This window comes from Hymenobacter sp. HD11105 (assembly GCF_054051685.1).
Window position 1 is genome coordinate 878,437 of sequence record NZ_JBSWBR010000001.1, and the last position, 22,083, is coordinate 900,519.

Consider the following 22,083-nt stretch of genomic DNA (forward strand, 5'->3'; position numbering starts at 1 on the left):
CGAGAGATAAGTCACTTGCTATAAAGCACTTTCCCTAAAACAAACTATTTCAACCTGTTTGCTATTGTAAAGCAACTTCTATACCTTTGCAAGCCTAATTTTTTGGGAGAGAACCCTCCTTGACAAACCATTCCGTAGATGCCTACCATCAATCAGTTAGTACGAAAGGGAAGAGAAAAGCTGACGACTAAGTCAAAGTCGCCGGCACTCGATTCCTGCCCGCAGCGCCGTGGCGTTTGCACCCGTGTATATACCACTACGCCCAAGAAGCCAAACTCGGCGATGCGTAAAGTCGCTCGTGTGCGCCTCACCAACGGCAAAGAAGTCAACGCCTACATCCCAGGCGAAGGCCACAACCTGCAGGAGCACAGCATCGTGCTGATTCGCGGTGGCCGCGTGAAGGACCTTCCCGGGGTACGTTACCACATCATCCGCGGTGCTCTTGACACTGCTGGCGTAGGTGGTCGTACTCAGCGTCGTTCGAAGTATGGCGCTAAGCGTCCGAAGCCAGGGCAGCCCGCTGCAACCGGCAAAGGCGGTAAGCCAGCACCCGGCAAGAAAAAGTAATTAAATAAGAGATGAGTAGTAAGAAGTGAGAGGTGAGACGTAGTTCTTATCTCACTTCTCACTTCTCGGTACTCACTTCTGATAAAATGAGAAAGTCAAAACCAAAGAAGCGCATTCTCCTGCCCGACCCTAAGTACAAGGAGACGTTGGTAACCCGTTTCGTCAACTATATGATGTATGACGGAAAGAAGAACCTAGCCTACACCATTTTCTATGATGCATGCGAACTAGTTGAGCAGCGTACCAAGGAGAATGGCCTCGAAATGTGGCGCAAGGCTCTGAACAACGTAATGCCGACTGTAGAAGTAAAGAGCCGCCGTGTAGGTGGTGCTACCTTCCAAGTGCCGATCGAAGTTCGTCCTGATCGTCGTATTTCAGTAGGTGCCAAGTGGATGATTCAGTACGCTCGTCGTCGTGGTGAGAAGACCATGAAAGATAAGCTGGCCGGCGAAATCATTGCCGCCGCTAAAGGCGAAGGTGCTTCAGTGAAAAAGAAAGACGATACGCACCGGATGGCGGAAGCCAACAAGGCTTTCTCGCACTTCCGTTTCTAAAGGAGAAAATTAGGGACTTGGGGACTAAGGAGCTTCAGGAGATGTTGTATCATTTCTACGCTCTTTGGTCCCCAAGCTCTTAAGACCCTACAAATAAAATGGCTAAACAAGACCTCAAGTACCTCCGCAACATTGGGATTATGGCGCACATCGACGCCGGTAAAACCACGACCTCGGAGCGCATTCTGTATTATACAGGCAAAACCCACAAGATCGGGGAAGTGCACGAAGGTGCAGCCACGATGGACTGGATGGAGCAAGAGCAGGAGCGGGGCATCACGATTACGTCGGCTGCCACCACTACCTTCTGGAACTACCCAACGGACGCCAGTGGCGAACCCACTGACGAAACCAAGCAGTACAAGATCAACCTGATTGACACTCCTGGCCACGTAGACTTTACCGTAGAGGTAGAGCGCTCGTTGCGTGTACTGGATGGCGCTGTAGCGTTGTTCTGTGCAGTATCAGGTGTAGAGCCTCAGTCAGAGACTGTATGGCGTCAGGCTGACAAGTATAAAGTACCACGTATCTGCTTTGTCAATAAGATGGACCGTGCTGGTGCTGACTTCTTCAAGGCAGTGACTGAGATTAAGGATAAGCTAGGTGCTAACCCAGTTCCATTGCAAATCCCAATCGGAGCTGAAGACACTTTCAAAGGTGTTGTCGATCTGCTGACCGGTAAGGCAATCGTATGGGATGATGCTACGCAAGGCAAAGCTTATCACGAGATTCCCGTCCCTGAGGATCTGGTTGAGACAGTAGCTGAATGGCGTCAGAAGCTCGTAGAAAGCGTTGCTGAGTATGATGACGCTTTGCTAGAGAAATTCTTCGAAGATCCAGAAAGCATAACGCGCGAGGAAATGATGGTTGTTATCCGCAAAGCGGTTATCGACATGAAGTTCTCGCCTGTAATGTGTGGCTCAGCCTTCAAAAATAAAGGAGTTCAGTCGATGCTAGATGGCGTTATGGCTTATTTGCCTTCGCCTCTGGATATGCCTCCTATCATTGGTACCAATCCGGATACCAACGAAGAAGAGGTTCGCCTACCTACTACCGAGGCGCCCTTCGCTGCTTTGGCTTTCAAAATTGCTACTGACCCATTCGTAGGTCGGTTGTGCTTCTTCCGTTGCTACAGCGGTACACTGGAAGCTGGTTCGTATGTGTTTAACAACCGTACGGAGAAGAAAGAGCGTATTTCGCGTTTGATGCAGATGCACTCCAACAAGCAGAACCCTATCGACCGTCTTGAGGCTGGTGATATCGGTGCTGGTGTTGGTTTCAAAGACATCAAAACAGGTGATACTCTCACTGATGAGAAGCACAAGCTTGTGCTGGAGTCGATGAGCTTCCCTGAGCCTGTTATTGGCTACGCCATTGAGCCTAAGACTCAGGCTGACGTTGATAAGATGGGTATGGCTATTGCCAAACTTGTGGAAGAAGACCCAACCCTGACCGTAAATACTGATCCAGAAACCGGTCAGACTGTGTTGCGCGGCATGGGCGAGCTACACTTAGAAATTATCATCGACCGTATGCGTCGTGAGTTCAAGGTGGAGATCAACCAGGGTGCTCCTCAGGTTGCCTACAAGGAGGTTTTGACCAAGAAAGTAGAGCACCGCGAGACTTACAAGAAGCAGACTGGTGGTCGTGGTAAATTCGGTGATATCGTATTCGAACTTGGTCCGAAAGAGACTGAGCCAGAAAAGCCAGGCTTTGAATTTGAAAATGCTATCGTTGGTGGTGTAATTCCCCGCGAATTCATTGCTCCAATTCAGAAGGGTTTTGAGGAAGCAATGAAAAACGGCCCTTTGGCCGGCTTCCCCTTGGATTCAATGAAGGTGCGCTTGTTCCACGGCTCTTTCCACGACGTTGACTCGGACGCTCTATCGTTCGAACTCGCAGCTCGTGGTGGTTTCCGTGAGGCAGCCCGCCAGGCTGGTCCCAAGTTGCTTGAGCCTATTATGGCTGTAGAAGTAGTTTGCCCAGATGAGTACACCGGTCCCGTTACCGGTGACTTGAACCGTCGTCGTGGTATCATGAAGGGTATGGACACCAAAGCTGGTGCTCAGCTCATCAAGGCCGATGTGCCATTATCAGAGTTGTTTGGTTATGTAACTGACTTGCGTACCATCTCCTCCGGTCGCGCTTCAGCTTCACTAACCTTCTCACACTATGAGCAGGTACCATCGAACTTGGCTGAAGGCATTGTTGCCAAAACCAAAGGTCACGCCGTTCGCTAATTCGCTTTCAAGACCTAAGACATGAACCAGAAAATTCGCATTAAACTCAAGTCCTACGATCATAACCTCGTAGACAAGTCGTCCGAGAAGATCGTGAAAGCGGTGAAGGCTACGGGCGCTATCGTAAGCGGTCCTATTCCGTTGCCCACTAAAAAGGAAAAATTCACTGTTCTTCGTTCGCCCCACGTGAACAAGAAGTCGCGTGAGCAATTCCAGCTTTGCACGTACAAGCGCCTAGTGGATATATATTCGACTTCGTCGAAGACGGTAGACGCCCTGATGAAGCTTGAACTGCCCAGCGGCGTAGACGTAGAAATCAAAGTCTGAGGACTGATTTCCTTAGTAGTAAAAAAGCCCCCTAGATTATTTCTGGGGGGCTTTTTTTGCTGCGTACGTTTGTAGCACCACTAAGAATTTAGGTTACCTGCTTATCAGATTTCACCATTGTGTCTCTAGCTATCATCCTTTCTGTCAACCGTACCAAGCTAGCAACTACGGCGAGTATTGTGCTGGTGCTTATTGGCCTCTTTACAAATGATTTCTTACCCGAGCTTCCTAGTATAGGTATCATGTGCTTGCTGCTGGTAGCTATATTACATGTTGCTGCGCACCAACGGATCGTGCAAAAGAAGCAGTGGCATGTGTATAGCGCATTCACAGGCGTATTCTTTCTACACCTATTGGCAGGTTTCAATACAAGCGAAGCAAATAGGGAGGCATTCTGGATTGATGTACTTCAACAGCTGCCGTTTTTGGTGCTGCCTATAGCTTTCTGGCTTCTACCGCCTTTATCATCACAAACTTTACGGCTATTATATTTAGTCTTTTTTTATCTGGTGGTGGTATCAGCAATTGGGAGTACAGGGTACTATCTAATGCATGCAGCTGAAATAAATCAGCTCTACTATCAATCTCAAATTATGCCGACTATTCCAGACTATATTCGATTCAGTCTGATGGTCACCTTAGCTATTGCTATTGGAACACTTTTCTTGTTCAACAATGTCGTACTAGGGCGTAACCGGGTGTTAGTACTGCTGGCCACTACCTTCTTGGTTCTGTACTTATACTTATTGTCAGTAAGAAGCGGATTAGTGGCTTTCAACGTGCTGGGTGTTGCAGCGCTAATTTGGCTTTTGATAAGACATAAGTATAGTCAGGCATTTGGGTTAGGTGGGGTGTTACTGATGCTTCCTTGGCTGAGCTTTCTCTGCTTTCCTACCTTTCATAACAAGTACTATAATACTCAGGATGATGTAAGTAGAGTAGAAAAAGTAGGCTCAGCCAACAACTTTTCATTAGTAGGTAGAGTGTATTCTTATAAAGTTGGACTTCAGCTTGCGCAAGCTCATCCTTGGGTAGGAGTCGGAAAAGCAGACATGGAGGATGAGATAGCCGCTTACTACAAAGCAGACTTTCCTGACATCGAACCTTCGGCTTACCTTCTACCGCATAATCAGTTTCTCTATTATCTGGTAGCTTTTGGGGCAATAGGCTTGCTGACGTTTATGGGGTGTTTCTATTACCCTATTTATTGGGAATGGACTAAATCAGGCCCAATAATGATAGCTCAATACATTATTATTTCCTTGTCATTTTTAGTAGAATATACCCTTGACCAAAAAAGTCAGGTGGGTTTATTATTTGCCTTAATATTTCTCCTATTATCACTAAATGGTCTGATGTCCCCAACTCGGTCAGAGCGGGGTTGGCGGCCCAGTTAGTTTTGTAGCCTGCATTCAGAAATGATTGATATAGAGCTTATAGCTTTTCGAGCTCCGACTAGGCAGCTAAGAAAATATTTTAGAAAGCAGTTTGAATAAAGCATTAAAATTCCCTAGCTTTGCACTCCCATTACGAAAACGTCATACGGGCGTTTTCTCTGTGTCTTTTAATTAAACTAAAAACGAATGCCTGGCATCATCGGTAAAAAAATCGGTATGACAAGCCTCTTCACTCCGGACGGGAAGAATATTCCCTGCACGCTCATCGAAGCGGGTCCGTGCGTAGTGACGCAGGTTAAGACTATCGAAAAGGACGGCTACACAGCTGTTCAGCTCGGTTACGGCGAGAAAAAAGCCAAGAATACCACCAAAGCATTGGCTGGCCACTTCGCCAAAGCCGGTACTACTCCTAAGAAAAAACTTGTTGAGTTTCGCCTCGATGCAGAGTCTATATACGCTGCTGGTGCCGAAATTAAAGCTGACCTTTTTGAGGAAGGCGAGTTTGTCGATGTAGTAGGTACCTCAAAAGGTAAGGGTTTCCAAGGTGTTGTGAAGCGTTACAACTTTGCTGGTGTGGGTGGTCAAACCCACGGTCAGCATAACCGTCTTCGTCACCCAGGTTCTATCGGTGCTTGCTCTTGGCCTTCACGTGTATTCAAAGGAATGCGCATGGGTGGTCGCATGGGTGGTGATCGTGTGAAGATCCAGAACTTGAAGGTGATGCGCATTTTAGCCGACAAAAACCTGATTCTGGTTAGCGGCTCGGTTCCCGGCGCCAAGAATTCTTACGTGGTCCTGGAAAAATAACGCGAGATGGAACTGTCAATATATAACATCAAAGGCGAAGACACAGGCCGCAAGGTTACGCTGTCTGACGCTATCTTCGGCCTAGAGCCGAATGAACATGTGATGTACCTCGACGTGAAGCAGTACTTGGCTAATCAGCGCCAGGGTACGCACAAGTCGAAGCAGCGTCATGAAGTGCAAGGCACTACAAAAAAGCTCAAGAAGCAAAAAGGTACGGGCGGTGCTCGTGCTGGTAGCATGAAGTCGCCAGTATTTATCGGTGGTGGTCGCGTATTTGGCCCCCAGCCCCGTGATTATGGCTTCAAGCTGAACAAAAAGACGAAGCGGGTTGCTCGTTTGTCGGCTCTGAGCACTCTAGCTCAGGAAGGCAAAGTGGCTTTGGTAGAAACCATCACGCTGAATGCCCCCCGCACAAAAGATTTCCTTTCAATTCTGACTGGTCTGAAGCTGAACAACGGCAAGAAAACCTTGCTCGTAACTGGCGAAGCCAATAAGAACGTGCTGCTATCGGCGCGCAACATTCAGAAAGTGACCGTGTCAACGCCTATCGCGCTTAACACGCACGACCTGCTCAACACAGACACGCTGTTGCTGTCAGAAGACGGGCTGAAGTCGTTAGAACAACTTTATACCCCTGCTGAGTAATGAGCACGTTGAAGAAACCTATCGTGACCGAGAAGGCCACGGCTCTGAACGAAAAAGGTCAGTACGCTTTCGAAGTAGAGCGCACAGCCAATAAAGTTCAGATCAAAAAAGAGATCGAACAGCTGTATGGTGTGACGGTGACGGGCATTAGCACTATCCGGACCAACGGCAAAATGAAGTCTAAATTCCAAAAAGGTGGTGCCGTAACGGGTCGTCGCCCTCACGGGAAAAAGGCTATCGTGACTGTTAAGGAAGGCGATATCATCGACTTCTATAGCGGTATATAAGGAGAGCTTACTCGCAAGCGCATTTTAAAATAAAATGGCACTCAAAAAACTAAGACCAACATCACCGGGTCAACGATTTCGCATCGCCCCGGCCTTCGACGAGATAACCACGTCGACGCCGGAGAAATCGTTGTTGGCACCCATGGAAAAATCCGGTGGCCGAAACAATTCGGGCAAAATGTCCAACCGCTACATTGGTGGTGGACACAAGCAGAAGTATCGTATCATCGACTTCAAGCGTGACAAAGCTGGTGTTCCAGCCACGGTAAAGACAATCGAGTATGATCCTAATCGCACAGCTCGCATTGCACTACTCAACTACGCTGATGGCGAGAAGCGTTATATTATTGCTCCCGCTGGCTTAGAAGTAGGAACTACTGTAATTGCTGGCCCTGGTGTCGCTCCTGAAGTAGGTAATGCATTAGTGCTGCGTGAGATGCCCCTCGGTACCATCGTTCATAACATTGAATTGATGCCCGGTGGTGGTGCTGCTATTGCTCGCTCAGCTGGCACATATGCTCAGCTAGTAGCTCGTGAAGACAAATATGCTACGTTGAAATTGCCCTCTGGTGAGATGCGCATGGTACTCGTTACCTGCATGGCTACGGTTGGTACGGTTTCAAATGGCGACCATATGAATGTGCGTCTTGGCAAAGCCGGTCGTAATCGTTGGATGGGCCGTCGTCCACGTGTTCGTGGTGTTGCAATGAATCCAGTCGATCACCCAATGGGTGGTGGTGAAGGTAAGTCGTCGGGTGGTCACCCACGTAGCCGCAACGGTATCTTCGCTAAGGGTCAGAAGACTCGCAATAAGAATAAGTACTCCGAGCAACTCATCGTAAACCGTAAAGGCAAAAAGTAAGCAATGGCACGTTCGCTAAAAAAAGGGCCGTACATTGACTTCCGGCTCGAGAAGAAAGTAACGGCAATGGATGATGCCGGCAAAAAATCAGTGGTTAAGACTTGGTCGCGCCGCTCAATGATTTCGCCGGACTTCGTAGGCCACACATTCGCTGTACACAATGGAAATAAGTTTATTCCTGTGTATGTGACTGAAAACATGGTTGGTCATAAGCTCGGTGAGTTCGCGCCTACGCGCAACTTCCGTGGCCACGTAGCCAAGAAAGATAAAGGCAAGCGCTAAGATGGAAGCAACAGCTAAACTCCGCAATGTGCCTACCTCGCCTCGCAAGATGCGCATGGTAGCCAATCTGGTCCGCGGTCAAAAAGTGACCCGTGCTCTGGGCTTGCTAAAGTTCGAAGCCAATTCAGGCGCTGAGCGCATCGAGAAACTGCTTCTTTCTGCTTTGTCTAACTGGCAGCAGAAAAACGAAGACGAGCGCATCGAAGACGCTAACCTTTACATCAAAGAAATTTTCGTTGATGAAGGCCGTCAGTTGAAGCGTTTGCGTCCTGCTCCTCAGGGTCGCGGTCACCGCATTCGCAAGCGCAGCAATCACGTGACTTTGGTAATTGATTCGAAAGTTGAGCCTCTCGGTAGCAAAGCTGCTGTTAAGCAAGCCTCGGAGCAAAAGCCGACTGAAGCGAAAGCCGGTGCCACTCGCACCCGCCGCCGCTCGACTAAGAAAACCACTACTGAAAACACGGCAGAAGCCACCGCATAAGCACTATGGGACAGAAAGTAAATCCGGTTGGCTTCCGCTTAGGTGTCATCAAAGGATGGGACTCGAACTGGTACGGCGGTAAGGACTTCGCTGATAAACTAGTAGAGGACGAGAAAATCCGCAAATATATCCTTGCTCGTATTCCGAAAGGTGGTATTTCCCGCATCGTAATCGAGCGTACCCTGAAGCGTATCACCATTACTATTAACACGGCTCGTCCGGGTGTGGTAATTGGTAAGGGCGGTCAGGAAGTTGATAAGATCAAAGACGAACTGAAGCAGATCACCAGCAAAGACGTTCAGATCAATATCTTCGAAATCAAGCGTCCAGAACTTGATGCAAAGCTGGTAGGTGAGAGCATTGCTCAGCAACTACAGGCTCGTATCTCGTTCCGCCGTGCAATGAAGCAAGCTATTCAGGCTGCTATGCGTGTTGGTGCTGAAGGCATCAAAGTGCAGTGCGGTGGTCGTCTTGGCGGCGCTGAAATTGCTCGCTCGGAGCAGTACAAGGAAGGTCGTACTCCACTGCACACCTTGCGCGCTGACATTGATTATGCTTTGTCAGAAGCTCAGACCGTGTATGGCAAGATCGGTATCAAAGTGTGGATCATGCGTGGTGAGGTGTTTGGCAAGCCTGACTTGTCACCTAACCAGCAACCTGCTAACCAAGGTACTGATAGCCGTGGCGGTAACGACCGTGGCCCACGCGGTGAGCGTGGCGACCGTGGTGGTGATCGTGGCCCACGCCGCGACCGCAATGACCGTGGCGGTGAAGGCCGTGGCGACCGTGGTGGTGATAACCGCGGTGGTCAAGGTGGTGGCCCACGTCGCAACAGCGGTGCTGGTGGGGCTGGGGGGCAAAACCGCGGTGGCGGTGGCGCTCCTCGTCGCTAACCCTTTCTAATTTTTCGAATTTATAATTTTCGATAATCATGTTACAACCGAAAAGGACCAAGTATCGCAAGATGCAAAAGGGTCGCGTAACAGGCTTAGCCTACCGCGGCAGCTCCATTGACTTCGGTTCATTTGCTATCAAGTCGCTGGAAACTGCGTGGATTACGGCTCGCCAAATTGAGGCTGCCCGTATCGCTATGACCCGTGCCATGAAGCGTGAAGGTCAAGTTTGGATCCGCATTTTCCCTGACAAGCCTATTACAAAGAAGCCTGCTGAAGTGCGGATGGGTAAAGGTAAAGGCTCGCCTGAGTATTGGGTAGCCATTGTACACCCTGGCACTATCATGTTCGAATCGGACGGTGTTCCGCTCGAGGTAGCCCAGGAGTCACTGCGTCTAGCGGCGCAAAAGTTGCCCGTGAAGACCAAGTTTGTTGTTCGTCGCGACTACGTAGAAAACTAGTAAGATGAAAAACGCTGATATCCGTGCTCTCTCAGTAGAAGAGCTGAAGAACCAGATCAAAACCGAACAAACTAGTGGTCAGTCGCTGCGTTTTGCGCACGCTATCTCTCCCCTAGAGAACCCGATTCGCCTGAAGCATAGCCGTAAGAACGTAGCTCGTCTGAAGACTGAGTTGACCCGTCGCGAGAACGAGCAGGCAAATAACACTGCTAAATAACGATGGCAACCAATACAGACCAGCAGACCCCCGCTACCGTTGAGCGGAACCTGCGCAAAGAGATTACGGGGCGTGTCTCTAGCTCCAAGATGGACAAATCTATCACCGTGGTGGTAGAGGAAAAGCAGAAGCACCCCATCTATGGCAAATTCGTGAGCAAGACTACCAAGTTCATGGCTCATGATGAAAACAACGAGTGTGGCGAAGGCGATACCGTGCGGATTATGTCCACGCGGCCGCTAAGCAAAAACAAGCGTTGGAGATTAGTAGAAATCGTAGAGCGCGCCAAGTAAGATGATACAACAAGAATCCCGTCTGACCGTCGCTGATAATAGCGGCGCAAAAGAAGTGCTCTGCATCCGTGTCCTCGGCGGCACCGGTAAAAAATATGCTAGCGTAGGCGATAAGATCGTTGTTTCGATCAAGTCGGCTATTCCTTCTGGCAACGCCAAGAAAGGCACTGTATCAAAGGCAGTGGTTGTTCGCACGAAGAAAGAAGTACGTCGCAAAGACGGTTCTTACATTCGTTTCGACGACAACGCTGCGGTACTACTCAACAACAACGATGAGCCCCGCGGTACCCGCATCTTCGGACCTGTGGCTCGCGAGTTGCGTGAGCGTCAGTTTATGAAGATTGTATCACTGGCCCCAGAGGTTCTATAAGCATAGTAGCAAATGGCAACGAAAGCAAAAGACCAAAAGCCCGTGAAATTGCACGTAAAAACTGGCGATACCGTTAAGGTTATCGCTGGTGATGAGCGTGGCAAGACTGGTACTATCAAATCGGTGAACCGTACTTCACAGCGCGTTATCATCGAGGGGTTGAACCTAGTGACAAAGCATAATAAGCCAAGCGCTAAAAACCCACAGGGTGGTATCACTAAGATCGAAGCTCCTATTCATGTGAGCAACGTGCAGCCCATTGACCCTAAGACGGGTGAGCGGGTACGCAAAAATGCCCCCCAGCAAAACGCCTAACCCGGCTTTACGACAATGGCTCGACTCAGAGAAATATATCAGAAAGACGTGGTGCCTGCGCTCCAGGAGAAATTCCAGTTTAAGAGCGTAATGCAGGTGCCACGCATCACTAAAATCTGTATCAACCGTGGTATCGGTGCAGCAGTAGCTGACAAGAAACTAGTTGATAATGGTGTGGACGAACTAACGACTATCACTGGTCAGAAAGCAGTTCCTACTATTGCCAAGCGTTCGGTATCTAACTTTAAGCTTCGTGAAGGCATGCCGATCGGTGCTAAAGTTACCTTACGTGGCGAGCGTATGTACGAGTTCATGGACCGTCTGTTAACGGTTGCTTTACCTCGTGTACGTGACTTCAAAGGCATTAACGATAAGGGTTTCGATGGCCGGGGTAATTATACCCTCGGTATCAAGGAGCAGATTATCTTTCCAGAAATCTCCATCGATAAGATTAAGTCGATTTCTGGAATGGATATAACCTTCGTTACAACAGCCGAGAACGACGAGCAGAGCTATGAGCTGCTTAAGGCTTTCGGAATGCCCTTCACTAACGCCAAGAAAGAAAACAATGGCTAAGGAATCCGTTAAAGCAAGAGAAAGAAAGCGTATCGCTACAGTTGCTCGTTATGCTGAGAAGCGTAAGGCACTTAAAGCTGCTGGTGATTACGAAGGTCTGGATAAGTTGCCACGCAATGCTTCGCCAGTACGTGTTCACAACCGCGACAAGATCAATGGTCGTCCTCGTGGTTACATGCGTAAGTTCGGCATTAGCCGTGTTACATTCCGTGAGATGGCACTAGCTGGTAAGATCCCCGGAGTTACTAAATCTAGCTGGTAGTTTGATAACAGCCAGTATACCTTCTAATACCGGTATACTGGCTGTTCTTTACTCCAATTACGGGTAACCCAAGAAACCATTGGCCGTGCCCTGAAAGCCGAGCCAAGTAGTCTTAACTGAAAATTTCGTTGTTGCTTTCTGCAGCTGCGAAATTTTCTTATCTTTGCGCTCCCTAAAAAGGAGTGTACTTTTCTACATCAAATGAATACAGATCCAATTGCCGATTATTTGACCCGGGTGCGTAATGCTATAAAGGCAAACCACCGGGTAGTAGAAATACCGGCTAGCAACATCAAGAAGGAAATCACGAAAGTGCTCTACCATAAGGGCTACATTCAGAGCTACCGCTTTGATGATTCGTCGGTTCAAGGCACTATCAAAATTGCACTTAAGTACAACCCTGCTACTAAGCAGCCAGCTATTACGAAGCTGGAGCGTGTAAGCTCTCCTGGTTTGCGCAAGTATGCACATGTGGAGAATCTGCCACGTGTATTGAGCGGCCTCGGAGTTGCTATCCTATCTACGTCGAAAGGCGTAATGACGGAGAAAGAAGCCAAAAACGAAAACGTGGGCGGCGAGGTGCTGTGCTACGTTTACTAAGCGAGAGGAAACAGAAATATGTCACGCATTGGTAAACTGCCGATCAGCCTGCCCACAAATGTGCAGATTGATATCAGCAAGGAAAACGAAGTTACTGTTAAGGGTCCTAAAGGATCTCTGACTACTCCCGTAGACCGCGACATCACCGTTTCTACTGCCGATGGTCAATTGGTAGTAGAGCGTCCAACCGAGCAGAAGCGCCATAAGGCAATGCACGGTTTGTATCGTTCGCTTATAAACAACATGGTTGTTGGTGTAAGCGACGGTTACACTGAGCGTTTGGAATTAGTAGGTGTAGGTTACAAGGCTGCAATGGCTGGTACTACGCTGGAACTTTCATTAGGTTACTCGCACAATATTTTCTTGGCTTTGCCTAAGGAAGTAACCGCTACCGCTCTTACTGAGAAAGGTAAAAACCCTATTGTTACATTGACTAGCATCGATAAGCAATTGTTGGGTCAAGTAGCTGCAAAAATTCGTTCGTTACGCAAAGTTGAGCCTTATAAAGGCAAAGGTGTACGTTTCGTTGGTGAGCAGATTCGTCGCAAGGCTGGTAAAACAGCTTCGAAATAATTTCGCATTATGGCTTTTGATAAAGCATCAAGAAGAAAGCGGATCCAGCGCATCATCCGTACGCGGGTGGCTGGCACGTCCGATCGGCCGCGTTTGTCGGTGTTTCGCAGCAATAAGGGTATATATGCCCAAATTATTGACGACACCATTGGCCAAACGTTGGTATCTGTATCATATAAGCACGTAACAACGGCTGATGATGCTACTCCCGTAGCTTCTGCTGCCGCAGTAGGTAAAGAAATTGCCTCCCGCGCTCAGGAAAAGGGTATCACTAAGGTAGTGTTTGACCGTTCAGGTTATCTCTATCATGGCCGCGTTAAATCATTGGCAGAAGGAGCCCGCGAAGGCGGCCTCAATTTCTAAATCATCATGGCAGAATTTAACAACAGCAACCGTGGTGGTGGCAATGACCGTGGCGGGAACGATCGTCGCGGTGGTGGTAATGACCGTGGCGGTAACCGGGATCAAACTCCTCGCGCTGGCGACACGGATCTAAAAGAAAAAGTAGTAGCTATCAACCGAGTAGCCAAAGTGGTGAAAGGAGGTCGTCGCTTCAGTTTCTCGGCAATTGTAGTAGTCGGTGACGGCAACGGTACTGTAGGTTTCGGCCTAGGTAAGGCTAACGAAGTAACTGATGCAATTGCAAAGGGTATTGATGATGCTAAGAAGAACTTAGTAAAAGTGCCTCTTTATAAGCATACTGTTCCTCACGTTATGGAAGGAAAGTACTCGGGTGGCTTCGTTTTGGTACAGCCGGCAGCAGCTGGTACTGGCGTTATTGCTGGTGGTGCTATGCGTGCCGTATTTGAAAGTGCTGGTATCAAAGATGTACTAGCTAAATCAAAAGGCTCGTCTAACCCGCACAACGTGGTGAAGGCTACCTTCGATGCTCTTTTGAAGATGCGCGACCCTATGCAAATCGCGCAGCAGCGCGGCATCACTCTCCAACAAGTTTTTAACGGCTAGACGAGATGGCGCAGATCAAAATAAAATTGGTAAAAAGCGTGATTGACCGCCCTGAGCGTCAGAAGCGTACAGTTCAGGCCTTGGGTCTGGGTAAAATCGGTAGCACCTCGGAGAAAGAAAACACCCCCCAGATTGCTGGTATGGTGGCCGCTGTGCAGCATTTGATCGAAGTAACCGAACTCTAAGAAGTAACTCAACATGAATCTCAGCAATCTAAAACCTGCCGTCGGCGCAACACGCAATGAAAAGCGCATCGGACGCGGTACGGGTTCGGGCCGCGGTGGTACATCTACTCGTGGTCACAAAGGGCAGAAATCACGTTCGGGCTACTCTAAGAAGTCAGGCTTCGAGGGTGGTCAAATGCCTCTGCAGCGTCGTGTACCGAAGTTCGGTTTCACGAACATTAACCGCGTAGAGTACAAGGGTATTAACCTTGACGCTCTCCAGAGCCTAACGGAGAAGGATAGCACAGCCACTATGGATGTTGCTTACTTCGTAACCAATGGCCTTGTTTCTAAGAATGCAAAAATCAAGATTCTAGGCCGCGGTGAAATTACCCAAGCTGTAGAAGTGCATGCTCATGCTTTCTCTAAATCTGCTGTTGAAGCGATTGAAAAAGCAGGTGGCAAAGCAGTGACTTTATAAAGCCTGATTGGCAATGAAGAAGTTTATCGAAACGATAAAGAATATTTTTGCGATTGAGGATCTGCGTATGCGGATTCTCAATACGCTTTTTTTCATTGCTATCTACCGGCTAGGTTCATTCGTAGTGCTGCCTGGGGTAGATGCTACCAGACTAAAGCAGGGAGCTGAAGGTCTCTTCGGAATCCTTGATACCTTGTTGGGTGGAGCATTCAGTAATGCCTCCATCTTCGCATTAGGCATCATGCCTTACATCTCGGCTTCCATTGTATTGCAACTGCTAACAATAGCAGTTCCATACTTCCAAAAGCTACAAAAAGAAGGGGAGTCAGGTCGCAAAAAGATCAATCAATACACTCGTATCCTGACTATCCCGATTGTGATGGCTCAGTCGATTGGCTTTATCGCTACTATAACTCCAGAGGCTATCATTTCGCCTGGCACATTCTTTACAATCTCCACCATGATTATTATCACGGCTGGAACATTATTCTGCATGTGGCTTGGTGAGAAGATTACTGACAAGGGTATCGGTAATGGTATCTCAATGATCATTATGATCGGTATAGTTTCCCGATTCCCAGGAGCTATTATTGGTGAAGCAGCAGCTAAAGGCATGCGTGGTTCACTAATTTTCCTGATCGAGATGGTCGTACTCTTCTTAGTTGTAATGGCTGTGATTGTGCTAACTCAAGCAGTGCGCCGCATTCCAGTACAATATGCCAAGCAGGTAGGTGGTACCACACAGCTTAATGCCCAACGTCAGTTCATTCCTTTAAAGGTCAATGCGGCGGGTGTAATGCCAATCATCTTTGCTCAATCATTAATGTTTGTTCCTGCCATTGTTGCTTCCATTTGGCAAAATGATAGCGATACTGCAAGCTATATAGGAGTTAAGTTTTCTGACTATACATCATGGCAATATAACCTTGTGTTTGCTACCCTGATTATTGTCTTTACTTATTTCTATACTGCTATCAGCGTTAATCCTAACCAGATTGCTGATGACTTGAAGCGCAGTGGTGGCTTTGTTCCTGGAGTGAAGCCTGGTCGCGATACGTCCGAGCATATGGATGAGATTTTGACTCGCATCACTTTACCTGGTGCAATTGCTCTTGCTCTTATTGCAATCTTTCCTGCTTTAGCTTTGTTGGCTGGCGTAACTCGCCCTTTCTCTGCTTTCTACGGTGGCACTTCACTAATTATTATGGTAGGCGTGGTACTTGACACGCTCAACCAAGTGGAAAGCTACCTACTTATGCGTCATTATGACGGTATGATGAAGACAGGAAAGCTGAGAGGTAGATCGCAAAATGTAGCGATGGCTTCTTAAGTCATGATCGTTTACAAGACTGAAGAAGAAATAGAACTCATACGGGCTAGTGCGAAAGTTTTAGCCCAGGCCCACGGAGAAGTCGCGAGCCTTATTAGAGAGGGAGTTACTACCCGCGAGCTGGATAAGCGTGCGGAGGAGTTCATCCGAGACAATGGAGGGCAACCTTCATTTAAAGGCTATAATGACTTTCCATTTAGCCTTTGTATTTCCCCTAACTCGGTTGTAGTACACGGGTTTCCTAGTGATTACACTTTAAAAGGGGGTGATATTGTTTCAATAGACTGTGGTGTCTTCCTCAATGGTTATCACAGCGACAGTGCTTATACCTATCCAATTGGGGAGGTAGCGCCTGAAGTACTAGACTTATTAGCTCATACTAAGCAGTCTTTATACTTGGGTATTGAACAAGCAGTAACTGGTAACCGAATGGGTGATGTCGGGTACGCTATTCAAAGCTTTGTGGAGAAACAAGGTTATGGAGTAGTAAGAGAGTTGGTTGGTCATGGTTTAGGCAAGAAGCTCCACGAGCGACCTGAAGTCCCTAATTACGGTAAACGTGGTTCAGGGCTTAAGTTGCAGACGGGGTTGGTGATTGCAATTGAGCCAATGGTCAATTTAGGTGTCAAGCATATCGTCCAAGAGAAAGATGGTTGGACCATCCGCACTAAAGACAAGAAGCCCTCGGCACATTTTGAGCATACAGTAGTTGTTAGAAAAGACAAGGCGGAAATTTTAACCTCCTTCGAGTACATAGAAAAAGCCTTACAGTAGCCTTATGGCCAAACAATCCTCCATTGAGCAGGACGGAGTAATTCTAGAAGCACTCTCTAATGCGATGTTTCGTGTAGAGTTGGAAAACGGCCACCAGTTAGTGGCTCACATTTCTGGAAAGATGCGTATGCACTACATCAAAATTCTGCCTGGAGATAAGGTGAAGCTGGAAATGTCGCCCTATGACTTGTCAAAGGGACGCATTGTTTACCGTTACAAATAATTCACTGACGAAGACATGAAAGTCAAAGCATCGGTCAAAAAGCGCAGCGTTGACTGTAAGGTAATTCGCCGCAAAGGCAAACTTTACGTCATTAACAAAAAGAACCCTCGCTATAAGCAGCGTCAGGGTTAAACCATTCGTTTTATAAAAGCATATGGCTCGTATTGCAGGGGTTGATATCCCGGACAACAAGCGCGGCGAAATCGCCCTCACGTACATTTTCGGCATTGGCCGTTCTTTAGCTCAGAAGATTCTTGGCCAAGCTGGTATCTCTGTTGACAAGAAGGTTAAAGACTGGACGGAGGCTGAAGCCAGCGAAATCCGTGCTATCATCGCCGCCCAGCACAAGACTGAGGGTGTTCTACGCTCGGAAGTGCAGCTCAACATCAAGCGCCTGATGGACATTGGCAGCTACCGTGGATTGCGTCACCGTAAGGGACTTCCAGTTCGTGGCCAGCGTACCAAGAACAACTCACGTACTCGTAAGGGTAAGCGTAAGACTGTTGCCAACAAGAAGAAGGCTACTAAATAACCAGTAGCGGAAATCGGTGCTTGCTTAGCATACTGAGTGGGCATCAACACCTTCCGCATTTTTTGCGATAACTAAATGGCACAAAAGAGAAAAGACAAAGCCAAGAAGCGCGTTGTCGTTGTTGAGCAAGTAGGCCAGATTCATATCAAGGCTTCCTTCAACAACATCATCATCTCCATCACCAACAATAATGGTCAGGTTATTTCCTGGGCTTCTGCTGGTAAGATGGGCTTCCGTGGCTCGAAGAAGAATACTCCATACGCTGCTCAGATGGCAGCTACGGATTGCGGCAAAGTAGCCCATGATTTGGGCATGCGCAAAGCCGAAGTATTTGTGAAAGGACCAGGCTCAGGTCGTGAGTCGGCTATCCGTACCCTCCAGAATGTGGGCATTGAGGTAACTACCATCCGCGACGTAACACCGCTGCCCCACAACGGCTGCCGTCCGCCTAAGCGTCGTCGCGTCTGATATACTGAACAGGCAAAGCGTAGGCTATTCGTCTGCGAATTTGCCCCCTGGTGTCGGGTTTCCGATGCGTATGCACCTGTTGCAACGCGTCTGCGAGGCTCGACATTCGTGGTTCAACCCCTGCAAAACTCAACATCCTCGAAATGGCACGTTATACCGGTCCTAAAACCAAGATTGCCCGTCGCTTCGCTGAGCCGATTTTCGGCCCGAGCAAGGCACTCAACAAAAAGAATTACCCACCCGGCCAGCACGGTCGTGGTCGCCGCAAGAAGCAGTCGGAATACGCTATCCAGTTGATGGAGAAGCAAAAGGTAAAGTACATGTACGGTGTACTAGAGAAGCAATTCGAAAACCTGTTCCACAAAGCTGCTGCACTTCCCGGCATTACTGGTGACAACCTGTTGGCTCTTCTCGAGTCGCGTCTGGATAACACTGTGTACCGCTTAGGAGTAGCTCCTACTCGTCGTGCTGCTCGCCAGTTGGTATTGCATAAGCATATCACTGTTAACGGCGAAGTGGTTAACATTGCTTCTTACAAACTGCGTGCTGGCGACATCATTGGCGTTCGTGAGAAGTCAAAGTCGCTGGAAACAATCACCACTAGCTTAAGCGCTCGCAATGCCCGTGCTTTCTCGTGGTTAGAGTGGGACGGCAAGGAAATGGTGGGCAAGTTCACCAATGCCCCCTCACGTGAGTTGATCCCGGAGAAAATCCAGGAGCAGTTGATCGTCGAGCTTTACTCGAAGTAATTGCCTTTTGGCATTCTTCGTTTTTCCCTTGTTGTATTTTTAAAGCCCCACTTATGTCAATCTTAGCTTTTCAAATGCCGGAGAAAGTTGTGATGGAGAAATCCGATGACTTTTACGGAACGTTTGAATTCAAGCCGCTGGAGAAAGGCTACGGCGTCACGATCGGCAACGCTTTGCGCCGCATCCTGCTGTCGTCGCTGGAGGGCTATGCCGTTACATCGGTTCGCACGCCCAGCGTGCTGCACGAGTTCATGACTATTGAAGGTGTGATTGAGGACATGTCCGAAATCATTCTTAACCTGAAAATGGTCCGCTTCAAGAAGGTAAGCGACGCTATTGAGGACAAAATCACCGTTCGCATCAAGGGCCAGGAGACATTCACGGCCGGCGATATCAATAAGTTTACCAACGGGTTTCAAGTGCTGAATCCGGATTTGGTTATCTGCCATGTAGATGCCAATACTGAGTTGGAGTTTGAACTAGCTGTGCAGAAAGGCCGGGGCTACGTACCCGCCGAAGAGAATAAGCCTACCGATCAGGTATTCGGGCAAATTGCTATTGATGCGATCTTCACACCTATTAAGAATGTGAAGTACAGCATTGAGAACACCCGTGTAGAACAAAAGACTGACTATGAGAAGCTTCTCATAGAAATTCAGACGGACGGTTCTATCCACCCCGAAGAAGCATTGAAAGGTGCTGCTAACATTCTGATTCAGCATTTCATGCTGTTCTCTGATAATACAATGACCTTCGAAACGGCTAAGGCCGAAGAAGAGGAGACTGTAGATGAAGAGACACTGCACATGCGCAAGGTTCTGAAGACGCCATTGGCGGATATGGACTTGTCGGTGCGTGCTTACAACTGCCTCAAGGCTGCCGACATCAAAACGCTTGGTGACTTGGTACAGTTGGACATGAGCGACATGATGAAGTTCCGCAACTTCGGTAAGAAGTCGTTGACTGAATTAGAGAATCTAGTAGAAGAGAAAGGTCTGAACTTCGGTATGGACCTGAGCAAGTATAAGCTAGACGAAGACTAGTATTTCAGGATGATGGCTGGACTGCTGATGGCTTAATGCCTGGGCAGTTCAGCCATTGGTTTTAATTTTATTTCAGTGTACCCGAGGTTGGGCGGTTCTAATGAGGTGGCTGCTAAGAGCATGCTGCCCGCCGTGGTTGCCCTACGCAAGTACATACACCCCGCATTCGCACAATAACACAATGAGACACGGTAAAACCATTAACCACTTAGGCCGCACAACTGCGCATCGCAACTCTATGCTGTCTAACATGGCTTCTTCGCTGATCATGCATAAGCGTGTATCAACGACCGTAGCCAAAGCTAAAGCTCTGCGTAAGTTTATCGAGCCTTTGCTGACTAAAGCAAAGAGCGATACGACTCACGCCCGTCGTACAGTTTTCTCGACTCTGCAAGACAAAGAATCAATAAAGGAGCTGTTTGGCGATGTAGCAGCCAAAATTGCAAACCGTCCCGGTGGCTACACTCGCATCATTAAGCTCAGCGAAAATCGTTTGGGTGATAATGCTGAGTTGTGCATCATCGAGTTGGTTGACTACAACGAGACGTTGCTAGAAGCTAAGAATGCTGGTGAAGCTAAGGCGACTACCCGTCGCTCACGTGGCCGCAAGAAGTCAGCTACGGCTGGTGAAGGTGGTTCATCAGCTGAAGTTGTAGCTGAGCCTACAGCCGCTGCAACAACAGCTGCTCCGGTAGTAGCTACTGCTTCTCCCGAAGACACGCCTACGACGACCGTTCAGGAAGACGAAACTCGTGATGAGACAAAGGCTAAGGACGAAGAAGCTGCTTCGTAGTCCTAAGTTATTCAAACAAAAAAGGGGCGTGCCAGACGGCATGCCCCTTTTTTGTTTAAGAAATTGCGGGGGGCAAAATCTGCTTCATGGTTACTAGGTCGCTTTCCTCTAAAGCTAATTCCTTACCTTGCTTACGCCTTTTGGCATACACTACCTTTTATCAAAGCAGCTTTTCGCTTCATTTTCAACCTTCATTCTTTCATCATGAGCACTATCTCCGCCATTCACGCCCGGCAGATTTTTGATTCGCGCGGCAATCCAACTGTTGAAGTAGACGTGACGACCGACAACGGAGTAGTAGGCCGTGCCGCCGTGCCATCGGGAGCTTCAACCGGTAAACACGAAGCCGTGGAGCTACGCGACGATGACAAGTCGATGTATATGGGTAAGGGCGTGCTGAAAGCCGTAGAAAACGTTAATAGCACGATAGCGGAGGAGTTGATTGGCTTCTCAGTGTATGAGCAAAGCTTGCTCGACCGGATCATGTTGGAGCTGGATGGTACCCCGAACAAGGCTAACCTTGGAGCTAACGCTATTTTGGGCGTCTCCTTGGCTATTGCTCGGGCGGCGGCACAAGAGGCAGGCATGCCACTGTATCGTTACGTGGGTGGCGTCGGAGCTTCTACGCTGCCTGTGCCAATGATGAACATCCTGAACGGCGGCTCACACGCTGACAACTCCATAGACTTCCAGGAGTTCATGATTATGCCCGTTGGAGCCGAGTCATTCTCGGAAGGCTTGCGCTGGGGCACTGAGATATTTCATCATCTGAAAAACGTGTTGAAGAAGCAGGGCCTAAGCACCAACGTAGGCGACGAAGGCGGTTTTGCCCCGAATATTAAGTCCAACGAGGACGCTATCAAGGTGGTGTTGCAGGCCATCGAAACAGCTGGCTACCGTCCAGGCGAGGACGTCATGATTGCCATGGACGCTGCCGCCTCAGAGTTTTACGAGAACGGAGTCTACCATTTCAAGAAGAGCACTGGCGATAAGCTAACATCCTCTGAGATGGTGAGCTACTGGGCTGACTGGGTCAATAAGTACCCTATCCTAAGCATCGAGGATGGCATGGATGAGGACGACTGGGCCGGCTGGAAGCAGCACACGGAAAACCTGGGGGGCAAAATTCAGCTCGTAGGTGATGACTTGTTTGTAACCAATGTGGACCGTCTGCAGCGTGGCATCGATGAGAACATCGCTAACGCTATTCTCATTAAGGTAAATCAGATTGGTACGCTCACCGAGACTATCGATGCTATCAACTTGGGTCGTCGTAATGGCTATAAGAGCGTGATGTCGCACCGATCGGGGGAGACGGAGGATAACACGATTGCTGATTTAGCGGTGGCGTTGAACACGGGCCAAATCAAGACGGGCTCGGCTTCGCGCTCCGACCGGATGGCTAAATACAATCAACTGCTGCGTATTGAGGAGGAGTTGGGCGAAATTGCTTACTATCCTGGGCGCAAGATGTAGCACTTGAAGTCAGCTGATTTTTGGCTGAATACGTTAGAACGGCACCGTGGCTTAGTAGGCTGCGGTGCCGTTTTT

At 48.5% G+C, this 22,083-nt stretch carries 35 protein-coding genes; all 35 read left to right on the top strand.

Annotated features, from left to right (window positions below):
- Positions 1-138 precede the first annotated feature (138 nt).
- The 35 genes from rpsL to eno all read left to right on the top strand — a co-directional run bounded on the left by rpsL (position 139) and on the right by eno (position 22,008).
- Positions 139-567 carry a 30S ribosomal protein S12 gene (gene rpsL / locus ACW9KT_RS03880; RefSeq protein WP_084445982.1) on the top strand — a complete coding sequence of 143 codons (429 nt, stop codon included), beginning with the start codon at positions 139-141 and terminating at the stop codon, positions 565-567.
- 86 nt (positions 568-653) lie between these two features.
- Positions 654-1,121 carry a 30S ribosomal protein S7 gene (gene rpsG / locus ACW9KT_RS03885; protein WP_100337277.1) on the top strand — a complete coding sequence of 156 codons (468 nt, stop codon included), beginning with the start codon at positions 654-656 and terminating at the stop codon, positions 1,119-1,121.
- Between the two features lie 98 nt (positions 1,122-1,219).
- Positions 1,220-3,361 carry an elongation factor G gene (gene fusA / locus ACW9KT_RS03890; RefSeq protein WP_457078066.1) on the top strand — a complete coding sequence of 714 codons (2,142 nt, stop codon included), beginning with the start codon at positions 1,220-1,222 and terminating at the stop codon, positions 3,359-3,361.
- Between the two features lie 21 nt (positions 3,362-3,382).
- Positions 3,383-3,688: a 30S ribosomal protein S10 gene (gene rpsJ / locus ACW9KT_RS03895; protein ID WP_084445992.1), complete on the top strand. Its 306-nt coding sequence runs from the start codon at positions 3,383-3,385 to the stop codon at positions 3,686-3,688.
- 119 nt (positions 3,689-3,807) lie between these two features.
- On the top strand, positions 3,808-5,085 hold the full coding sequence (locus tag ACW9KT_RS03900) for an O-antigen ligase family protein (RefSeq protein WP_457078067.1): 1,278 nt from the start codon (positions 3,808-3,810) through the stop codon (positions 5,083-5,085).
- Positions 5,086-5,271: 186 nt separating this feature from the next.
- Positions 5,272-5,892 (top strand): 50S ribosomal protein L3, encoded by a 621-nt coding sequence (rplC, locus tag ACW9KT_RS03905; RefSeq protein ID WP_457078068.1) that lies wholly within the window; start codon positions 5,272-5,274, stop codon positions 5,890-5,892.
- Between the two features lie 6 nt (positions 5,893-5,898).
- Positions 5,899-6,537, top strand: a complete 639-nt coding sequence (gene rplD / locus ACW9KT_RS03910; RefSeq protein ID WP_457078069.1) for a 50S ribosomal protein L4 — start codon at positions 5,899-5,901, stop codon at positions 6,535-6,537.
- A complete protein-coding gene (rplW, locus tag ACW9KT_RS03915) occupies positions 6,537-6,824 on the top strand; it encodes a 50S ribosomal protein L23 (protein WP_457078070.1) in 288 nt (95 codons plus the stop codon). The genes rplD and rplW overlap by 1 nt, the downstream gene beginning before the upstream one ends.
- A 34-nt stretch (positions 6,825-6,858) precedes the next feature.
- Positions 6,859-7,686 (top strand): 50S ribosomal protein L2, encoded by an 828-nt coding sequence (gene rplB / locus ACW9KT_RS03920; protein ID WP_457078071.1) that lies wholly within the window; start codon positions 6,859-6,861, stop codon positions 7,684-7,686.
- Between the two features lie 3 nt (positions 7,687-7,689).
- Positions 7,690-7,968 (top strand): 30S ribosomal protein S19, encoded by a 279-nt coding sequence (rpsS, locus tag ACW9KT_RS03925; RefSeq protein WP_457078072.1) that lies wholly within the window; start codon positions 7,690-7,692, stop codon positions 7,966-7,968.
- Between the two features lies 1 nt (position 7,969).
- The gene (gene rplV, locus ACW9KT_RS03930; protein WP_457078073.1) at positions 7,970-8,449 is read left to right on the top strand and encodes a 50S ribosomal protein L22; all 480 of its coding nucleotides are present in this window, start codon (positions 7,970-7,972) and stop codon (positions 8,447-8,449) included.
- A gap of 5 nt (positions 8,450-8,454) precedes the next feature.
- Positions 8,455-9,342 (top strand): 30S ribosomal protein S3, encoded by an 888-nt coding sequence (rpsC, locus tag ACW9KT_RS03935; protein ID WP_457078074.1) that lies wholly within the window; start codon positions 8,455-8,457, stop codon positions 9,340-9,342.
- Between the two features lie 38 nt (positions 9,343-9,380).
- Positions 9,381-9,803, top strand: a complete 423-nt coding sequence (gene rplP, locus ACW9KT_RS03940; protein ID WP_084446017.1) for a 50S ribosomal protein L16 — start codon at positions 9,381-9,383, stop codon at positions 9,801-9,803.
- A gap of 4 nt (positions 9,804-9,807) precedes the next feature.
- On the top strand, positions 9,808-10,020 hold the full coding sequence (rpmC, locus tag ACW9KT_RS03945; RefSeq protein WP_457078075.1) for a 50S ribosomal protein L29: 213 nt from the start codon (positions 9,808-9,810) through the stop codon (positions 10,018-10,020).
- 2 nt (positions 10,021-10,022) lie between these two features.
- On the top strand, positions 10,023-10,313 hold the full coding sequence (gene rpsQ, locus ACW9KT_RS03950; protein WP_457078076.1) for a 30S ribosomal protein S17: 291 nt from the start codon (positions 10,023-10,025) through the stop codon (positions 10,311-10,313).
- Position 10,314: 1 nt separating this feature from the next.
- Complete coding sequence (gene rplN / locus ACW9KT_RS03955; RefSeq protein ID WP_073107059.1) at positions 10,315-10,683, top strand: 50S ribosomal protein L14; 369 nt, start codon at positions 10,315-10,317, stop codon at positions 10,681-10,683.
- A gap of 12 nt (positions 10,684-10,695) precedes the next feature.
- Entirely contained in the window at positions 10,696-10,998 is a 303-nt protein-coding gene (gene rplX / locus ACW9KT_RS03960; protein ID WP_084446029.1) for a 50S ribosomal protein L24, read from the top strand.
- A 15-nt stretch (positions 10,999-11,013) separates the two neighbouring features.
- Positions 11,014-11,574, top strand: coding sequence for a 50S ribosomal protein L5 (gene rplE / locus ACW9KT_RS03965; protein ID WP_133271662.1), 561 nt, complete (start codon positions 11,014-11,016; stop codon positions 11,572-11,574).
- Positions 11,567-11,836, top strand: a complete 270-nt coding sequence (gene rpsN / locus ACW9KT_RS03970) for a 30S ribosomal protein S14 (protein ID WP_084446035.1) — start codon at positions 11,567-11,569, stop codon at positions 11,834-11,836. The genes rplE and rpsN overlap by 8 nt, the downstream gene beginning before the upstream one ends.
- 201 nt (positions 11,837-12,037) lie before the next feature.
- Positions 12,038-12,436 carry a 30S ribosomal protein S8 gene (gene rpsH / locus ACW9KT_RS03975; protein WP_457078077.1) on the top strand — a complete coding sequence of 133 codons (399 nt, stop codon included), beginning with the start codon at positions 12,038-12,040 and terminating at the stop codon, positions 12,434-12,436.
- 18 nt (positions 12,437-12,454) lie between these two features.
- Positions 12,455-13,009: a 50S ribosomal protein L6 gene (rplF, locus tag ACW9KT_RS03980; protein WP_457078078.1), complete on the top strand. Its 555-nt coding sequence runs from the start codon at positions 12,455-12,457 to the stop codon at positions 13,007-13,009.
- 9 nt (positions 13,010-13,018) lie between these two features.
- Positions 13,019-13,372: a 50S ribosomal protein L18 gene (gene rplR / locus ACW9KT_RS03985; RefSeq protein ID WP_457078079.1), complete on the top strand. Its 354-nt coding sequence runs from the start codon at positions 13,019-13,021 to the stop codon at positions 13,370-13,372.
- 6 nt (positions 13,373-13,378) lie between these two features.
- Positions 13,379-13,975 (top strand): 30S ribosomal protein S5, encoded by a 597-nt coding sequence (rpsE, locus tag ACW9KT_RS03990; RefSeq protein ID WP_133271666.1) that lies wholly within the window; start codon positions 13,379-13,381, stop codon positions 13,973-13,975.
- Positions 13,976-13,980: 5 nt separating this feature from the next.
- Positions 13,981-14,160: a 50S ribosomal protein L30 gene (gene rpmD / locus ACW9KT_RS03995; protein ID WP_133271667.1), complete on the top strand. Its 180-nt coding sequence runs from the start codon at positions 13,981-13,983 to the stop codon at positions 14,158-14,160.
- A gap of 13 nt (positions 14,161-14,173) precedes the next feature.
- Positions 14,174-14,620: a 50S ribosomal protein L15 gene (gene rplO, locus ACW9KT_RS04000; RefSeq protein WP_457078080.1), complete on the top strand. Its 447-nt coding sequence runs from the start codon at positions 14,174-14,176 to the stop codon at positions 14,618-14,620.
- A 13-nt stretch (positions 14,621-14,633) separates the two neighbouring features.
- The gene (gene secY / locus ACW9KT_RS04005) at positions 14,634-15,950 is read left to right on the top strand and encodes a preprotein translocase subunit SecY (RefSeq protein ID WP_187309877.1); all 1,317 of its coding nucleotides are present in this window, start codon (positions 14,634-14,636) and stop codon (positions 15,948-15,950) included.
- A gap of 3 nt (positions 15,951-15,953) precedes the next feature.
- Positions 15,954-16,724, top strand: coding sequence for a type I methionyl aminopeptidase (gene map / locus ACW9KT_RS04010; protein ID WP_457078081.1), 771 nt, complete (start codon positions 15,954-15,956; stop codon positions 16,722-16,724).
- A 4-nt stretch (positions 16,725-16,728) separates the two neighbouring features.
- Positions 16,729-16,947 (top strand): translation initiation factor IF-1, encoded by a 219-nt coding sequence (infA, locus tag ACW9KT_RS04015; protein ID WP_086592757.1) that lies wholly within the window; start codon positions 16,729-16,731, stop codon positions 16,945-16,947.
- A 15-nt stretch (positions 16,948-16,962) separates the two neighbouring features.
- Positions 16,963-17,079, top strand: coding sequence for a 50S ribosomal protein L36 (rpmJ, locus tag ACW9KT_RS04020; RefSeq protein WP_071890035.1), 117 nt, complete (start codon positions 16,963-16,965; stop codon positions 17,077-17,079).
- A 22-nt stretch (positions 17,080-17,101) separates the two neighbouring features.
- A complete protein-coding gene (rpsM, locus tag ACW9KT_RS04025; RefSeq protein WP_084446066.1) occupies positions 17,102-17,479 on the top strand; it encodes a 30S ribosomal protein S13 in 378 nt (125 codons plus the stop codon).
- Positions 17,480-17,554: 75 nt separating this feature from the next.
- Positions 17,555-17,947, top strand: coding sequence for a 30S ribosomal protein S11 (gene rpsK / locus ACW9KT_RS04030; protein WP_084446069.1), 393 nt, complete (start codon positions 17,555-17,557; stop codon positions 17,945-17,947).
- 143 nt (positions 17,948-18,090) lie between these two features.
- Complete coding sequence (gene rpsD / locus ACW9KT_RS04035) at positions 18,091-18,696, top strand: 30S ribosomal protein S4 (RefSeq protein WP_457078082.1); 606 nt, start codon at positions 18,091-18,093, stop codon at positions 18,694-18,696.
- A 53-nt stretch (positions 18,697-18,749) separates the two neighbouring features.
- Positions 18,750-19,739, top strand: a complete 990-nt coding sequence (locus ACW9KT_RS04040) for a DNA-directed RNA polymerase subunit alpha (protein ID WP_133271671.1) — start codon at positions 18,750-18,752, stop codon at positions 19,737-19,739.
- Positions 19,740-19,920: 181 nt separating this feature from the next.
- Positions 19,921-20,532: a 50S ribosomal protein L17 gene (gene rplQ, locus ACW9KT_RS04045; RefSeq protein WP_457078083.1), complete on the top strand. Its 612-nt coding sequence runs from the start codon at positions 19,921-19,923 to the stop codon at positions 20,530-20,532.
- 204 nt (positions 20,533-20,736) lie between these two features.
- Entirely contained in the window at positions 20,737-22,008 is a 1,272-nt protein-coding gene (eno, locus tag ACW9KT_RS04050; protein ID WP_457078084.1) for a phosphopyruvate hydratase, read from the top strand.
- Positions 22,009-22,083 lie beyond the last annotated feature (75 nt).

Coding starts and splice junctions, on each gene's coding strand:
- rpsL (WP_084445982.1), top strand. CDS start 139: ATGCCTACCATCAATCAGTTAGTACGAAAGGGAAGAGAAAAGCTGACG.
- rpsG (WP_100337277.1), top strand. CDS start 654: ATGAGAAAGTCAAAACCAAAGAAGCGCATTCTCCTGCCCGACCCTAAG.
- fusA (WP_457078066.1), top strand. CDS start 1,220: ATGGCTAAACAAGACCTCAAGTACCTCCGCAACATTGGGATTATGGCG.
- rpsJ (WP_084445992.1), top strand. CDS start 3,383: ATGAACCAGAAAATTCGCATTAAACTCAAGTCCTACGATCATAACCTC.
- rplC (WP_457078068.1), top strand. CDS start 5,272: ATGCCTGGCATCATCGGTAAAAAAATCGGTATGACAAGCCTCTTCACT.
- rplD (WP_457078069.1), top strand. CDS start 5,899: ATGGAACTGTCAATATATAACATCAAAGGCGAAGACACAGGCCGCAAG.
- rplW (WP_457078070.1), top strand. CDS start 6,537: ATGAGCACGTTGAAGAAACCTATCGTGACCGAGAAGGCCACGGCTCTG.
- rplB (WP_457078071.1), top strand. CDS start 6,859: ATGGCACTCAAAAAACTAAGACCAACATCACCGGGTCAACGATTTCGC.
- rpsS (WP_457078072.1), top strand. CDS start 7,690: ATGGCACGTTCGCTAAAAAAAGGGCCGTACATTGACTTCCGGCTCGAG.
- rplV (WP_457078073.1), top strand. CDS start 7,970: ATGGAAGCAACAGCTAAACTCCGCAATGTGCCTACCTCGCCTCGCAAG.
- rpsC (WP_457078074.1), top strand. CDS start 8,455: ATGGGACAGAAAGTAAATCCGGTTGGCTTCCGCTTAGGTGTCATCAAA.
- rplP (WP_084446017.1), top strand. CDS start 9,381: ATGTTACAACCGAAAAGGACCAAGTATCGCAAGATGCAAAAGGGTCGC.
- rpmC (WP_457078075.1), top strand. CDS start 9,808: ATGAAAAACGCTGATATCCGTGCTCTCTCAGTAGAAGAGCTGAAGAAC.
- rpsQ (WP_457078076.1), top strand. CDS start 10,023: ATGGCAACCAATACAGACCAGCAGACCCCCGCTACCGTTGAGCGGAAC.
- rplN (WP_073107059.1), top strand. CDS start 10,315: ATGATACAACAAGAATCCCGTCTGACCGTCGCTGATAATAGCGGCGCA.
- rplX (WP_084446029.1), top strand. CDS start 10,696: ATGGCAACGAAAGCAAAAGACCAAAAGCCCGTGAAATTGCACGTAAAA.
- rplE (WP_133271662.1), top strand. CDS start 11,014: ATGGCTCGACTCAGAGAAATATATCAGAAAGACGTGGTGCCTGCGCTC.
- rpsN (WP_084446035.1), top strand. CDS start 11,567: ATGGCTAAGGAATCCGTTAAAGCAAGAGAAAGAAAGCGTATCGCTACA.
- rpsH (WP_457078077.1), top strand. CDS start 12,038: ATGAATACAGATCCAATTGCCGATTATTTGACCCGGGTGCGTAATGCT.
- rplF (WP_457078078.1), top strand. CDS start 12,455: ATGTCACGCATTGGTAAACTGCCGATCAGCCTGCCCACAAATGTGCAG.
- rplR (WP_457078079.1), top strand. CDS start 13,019: ATGGCTTTTGATAAAGCATCAAGAAGAAAGCGGATCCAGCGCATCATC.
- rpsE (WP_133271666.1), top strand. CDS start 13,379: ATGGCAGAATTTAACAACAGCAACCGTGGTGGTGGCAATGACCGTGGC.
- rpmD (WP_133271667.1), top strand. CDS start 13,981: ATGGCGCAGATCAAAATAAAATTGGTAAAAAGCGTGATTGACCGCCCT.
- rplO (WP_457078080.1), top strand. CDS start 14,174: ATGAATCTCAGCAATCTAAAACCTGCCGTCGGCGCAACACGCAATGAA.
- secY (WP_187309877.1), top strand. CDS start 14,634: ATGAAGAAGTTTATCGAAACGATAAAGAATATTTTTGCGATTGAGGAT.
- map (WP_457078081.1), top strand. CDS start 15,954: ATGATCGTTTACAAGACTGAAGAAGAAATAGAACTCATACGGGCTAGT.
- infA (WP_086592757.1), top strand. CDS start 16,729: ATGGCCAAACAATCCTCCATTGAGCAGGACGGAGTAATTCTAGAAGCA.
- rpmJ (WP_071890035.1), top strand. CDS start 16,963: ATGAAAGTCAAAGCATCGGTCAAAAAGCGCAGCGTTGACTGTAAGGTA.
- rpsM (WP_084446066.1), top strand. CDS start 17,102: ATGGCTCGTATTGCAGGGGTTGATATCCCGGACAACAAGCGCGGCGAA.
- rpsK (WP_084446069.1), top strand. CDS start 17,555: ATGGCACAAAAGAGAAAAGACAAAGCCAAGAAGCGCGTTGTCGTTGTT.
- rpsD (WP_457078082.1), top strand. CDS start 18,091: ATGGCACGTTATACCGGTCCTAAAACCAAGATTGCCCGTCGCTTCGCT.
- ACW9KT_RS04040 (WP_133271671.1), top strand. CDS start 18,750: ATGTCAATCTTAGCTTTTCAAATGCCGGAGAAAGTTGTGATGGAGAAA.
- rplQ (WP_457078083.1), top strand. CDS start 19,921: ATGAGACACGGTAAAACCATTAACCACTTAGGCCGCACAACTGCGCAT.
- eno (WP_457078084.1), top strand. CDS start 20,737: ATGAGCACTATCTCCGCCATTCACGCCCGGCAGATTTTTGATTCGCGC.